At 72.5% G+C, this 3,447-nt stretch carries 3 protein-coding genes; 1 reads left to right on the top strand and 2 read right to left on the bottom strand.

The window, feature by feature from the left end; translation table 11 throughout:
* Together FNH08_RS47320 and FNH08_RS47325 are read right to left on the bottom strand one after the other, a co-directional pair.
* A partial coding sequence (locus tag FNH08_RS47320; RefSeq protein WP_152778085.1) for a DUF952 domain-containing protein occupies window positions 1–352 on the bottom strand: 352 nt, incomplete at its 3' end.
* 55 nt (window positions 353–407) lie between these two features.
* A complete protein-coding gene (locus FNH08_RS47325; RefSeq protein WP_152778086.1) occupies window positions 408–1,760 on the bottom strand; it encodes a serine hydrolase domain-containing protein in 1,353 nt (450 codons plus the stop codon).
* A 153-nt stretch (window positions 1,761–1,913) separates the two neighbouring features.
* On the opposite strand from FNH08_RS47325, the gene FNH08_RS47330 reads away from it, so the two are divergent.
* Window positions 1,914–3,362 carry an alpha/beta fold hydrolase gene (locus FNH08_RS47330; RefSeq protein ID WP_152778087.1) on the top strand — a complete coding sequence of 483 codons (1,449 nt, stop codon included), beginning with the start codon at window positions 1,914–1,916 and terminating at the stop codon, window positions 3,360–3,362.
* Window positions 3,363–3,447: the final 85 nt, after the last annotated feature.

The following is a 3,447-nucleotide window of genomic DNA, read 5'->3' on the forward strand; positions in this document are numbered from 1 at the left end:
CTCTCAGCCCCGTCGCCCGCCCCTCCTCGTCCCACCGGACCTCCAGGACCCGCACGACGGCGTCACGGTTGAGCGGACCGAACACATGGGGGAACCGGACGTCCTCGGAGACCCCGGGCGGCGGAGCGGGCACCGGCTCCTCCCACTCCACCCCGGCGGCCAGCCGGTCCTCGTCGAGGAGCAGCGCCAGCAGCGGCCTCGGCGCGGTCCGGTAGAAGGCGTTGACGACGGCCAGCGTGGTCGCCTCGTCGGGGGAGCAGTGGACGAAGCCCTCCTCCGTGAGGGAGGAGGGCGCGTACGGCCGCTCGGGGTCTGCGTTCCAGTCGCCGAGCGGCACTATGTGATAGAGCATGGCGCGGTTATACGCGGTCCCGGACGCGCCGCTCCCCTCGGGGTGGACGGTCGGGTCAGCGGCGGGTGGTCCATGTGCCGGGAGCGAGGTCGACGCCGGGCAGCCCCTCCTGGACCAGCCGACGGGACTCCGACGGGGACGCCGACGGGGACGCCGAGGGCGACTCCGACGGGGACTCCGTGGTCGGGCAGAGCGCACGGATGACGTGCTCGTCGAGGGCGTCATCGATCGGGCTCGGCTCCCACCCGGTGCCGTCCTCGTTGAGGCGCTGGTACTTCATGAGGTTCCAGCCCAGGGCGAGTTGGCGCTTGCCGTCCCGGCTGGACAGCGCGAGCGTGCCGGCGCCGAAGACCGCGCCGTCGTGGCCCCAGAAACGGCCGCAGTCGGGCACGTCGAGGGCGTAGATGCCCAGGCCGTAGTCGAAGCCGCCCGCGGGGACCGTGGTCGTCATCTCGGCGAGGGCCGCCCGGCCGATCAGCCCGCCGCGCAGCAGGGTGCGGTAGAAGCGGTTCAGGTCGTCGGTGGTGGAGACGATCGCGCCCGCCGTGCTCGCCCACGACATGTCGTAGACGCTGTAGTCGCGGGGCGGGTCGATCAGGCCGTAGAACGACTCGTACATCTTGGAGTGCGGGCCCTTGATGTACGCGGTGCGCGGGTACGTGGTGTGGCGCAGTCCGGCGCGGTCGATGACGTTGCGGGTGATGTACGTCCCGGCGTCCTTGCCGGTGACCTTCTCCAGGAGGAGGCCGGCGATCACGTAGTTGGTGTTGGAGTACGACCACTGCTCGCCGGGTCGTCCCGTGGCGGGCGCCGCCAGGCCGAGGCGCACCAGTTCCTCGGGTGCGATGGAGCGGAAGCGTTCCTCGTCGAGGCTGGCGGTGGAGTCCTGGGCGAGGGAGGGGAAGGCGCCCAGGATGTAGTCGCCGATCCCGCTGGTGTGGTTGAGGAGCATGCGGACGGTGATCTCCTCGCCCCGCTCCCCCGGGACCAGGTCCGGGAGGTAGTCCCCGATCGGCGCGTCGAGCCTGACCTTGCCGCGTTCCACCTGCTGGAGCACGGCGACGGCGGTGAAGGTCTTGCTGATGCTGCCCACGCGGTGCCGCATGCCGGGGGTGACCGGGCGCCCCGTGTCCACGTCGGCGAGCCCGGCGGCGCCGGTCCACCGTTCGGAGCCCTCACGGACGGACGAGTAGGTGCCGTACATACCGGCGTCGTGGACGGCGCTCAACGTGGTGCGCAGTGCGGCGCGGTCCAGCGCCCGGTCCGTGGACGAGGCGGTGCGGGTGCCGGCGGACGCGGCCGGTAACGCGGTGCTCAGCAGGAGCGTGGTGCCGAGGACGGTGCCGACGATCCGGGTGACGCGGAGCCGGGTGATGCGCAAGGTGGGTCCCTTCCCTGGTGCGGACATGCCAGGGGTAATCGTCGTCGATCGATCAAGCGCCTTACATCCTTCCCGCGGATGAGCATCGGCTCCCCCCGATGAAGGATCACCGCACCGGGCGGAGGAAGCTTGGGCCCCAGGGGGGCGAGATCTCTCCAACTCGCAAGGGAGCGAAGCGACATGACAGAACCTCTGTCACGCAGAACGGTGCTCGGCGGGATCGCCGGCGGCCTGGCACTGGGCGGCCTCGGCACCGCCGGACCACTGACCGGGGACGCCCGCGCCGCCGAGCACGGGAGCGGGAACGGAAGCGGGAACGGGTACGGGAGCGGGAGCGGGAGCGCGAGCGGAAACGGGACCGCCGCCGAGCCGTACGTGCCGTACGTGCCCATACCGACGGGCAGCGGAGGCGGGCCCGCCGGGTCCGACCGCGTCCACGTACTCCAGGTCGGGCCGCGCGACGCGGGCACCGTCCTGGTGCTGGTGCCGGGGATGTTCGGCGCCGCGAACGACTTCCGGCTGGTGGCCCGTGACCTGGTGGCGGCGGTACCCGGCCTGCAAGTGTGGGCGTTCGACCGGCGCGAGGAGAACCTGTCCGACCGCACCGGGTTCGCCACCGCCGACCCGGCCGCGTACTACCTCGACGGCCACTACCGCTCCCTGGACCCGGCCGCCTCCGGGTGGGCCGCCGGCTGGGGGCTGCGGCTCACCCTGGAGGACCTGCGGACGGTCGTCCGGGCCGCCGGTGCGGGCGGTCGGCGGCGCGTGGCGCTCGGCGGGCACTCCTGGGGCGCGACCACCGCACTCGCGTACGCCGCCTGGGACTTCGACGGCCGCCCCGGACACCGGGACCTCGCCGCCCTGGCCGTGCTCGACGGCGGCGTCCTAGGGGCGTTCGAGGGAACGGGCGCGCCCGTCCAGGACTCACCGGAGGAGGTGCGGGAGCGGCTCGCGGCCATCGACGGCGGAGCGGTCTTCGACATGACCCTCAGCGGTGTGGGTCTGGGCAGCCGCGCCGAGAGCACACAGATCTGGTACCAGCTCGTCGGCTGGTACGCGCACACCGACCCCGAGGGCCGTTCGGTGCTCCAGCCGCGCCTGCCCGACGCCCTGCGGCCGCCGTACCCGCTCACCAACGCCGCCCTCCTGGGCACCCTGGTCGACGCGGGCTTCGGCTGGCCCAACGACATCAGCGTGCACTCGGGACACCTCACGGACAGCGGCGAGGTACGCGGCTGGGTCGACGACGGCATCACCCCGATCGGCCGTGTCGCGACGGCGTACGCGGGCGGCCCGGTGCCCGCAGTCTGGGAGTGGTACTGGCCCGCCCGGCTGTCGGTGGACCTGGACGTCACCGACGCCTACGCCGACACCGAGCTCGCCCGCTCCCTCGGGCTCCGGCTGTGGCACGGCGCCGGCCTCGACGTACCGCTCTACGCCTTCGAGACGAGCTACGCCCACGGCACGATCGTGACCGCCGCGCGGAAGGTCGTCTCCGGCTCCCGCGTCCCCTACGCGGTGTACGAGTCCGACGAGGGCATGAACCACCTCGACCCACTGTTCGCCGCGACGGACCACAATACGGCGACGCACTCGCTCGCCGCGTTCCTCGGCAGGGTGCGGCGGTGAGGTGACGTACGGGGCGCGGCGCTCGGTCGCCGCGCCCCGTTGGGGCCGCCACAGAAGGAAAAAGATTGCTTGACTTAAGTAAGTC

It is taken from the genome of Streptomyces spongiae (assembly GCF_009377185.1).
Lineage (GTDB): Bacteria > Actinomycetota > Actinomycetes > Streptomycetales > Streptomycetaceae > Streptomyces > Streptomyces spongiae.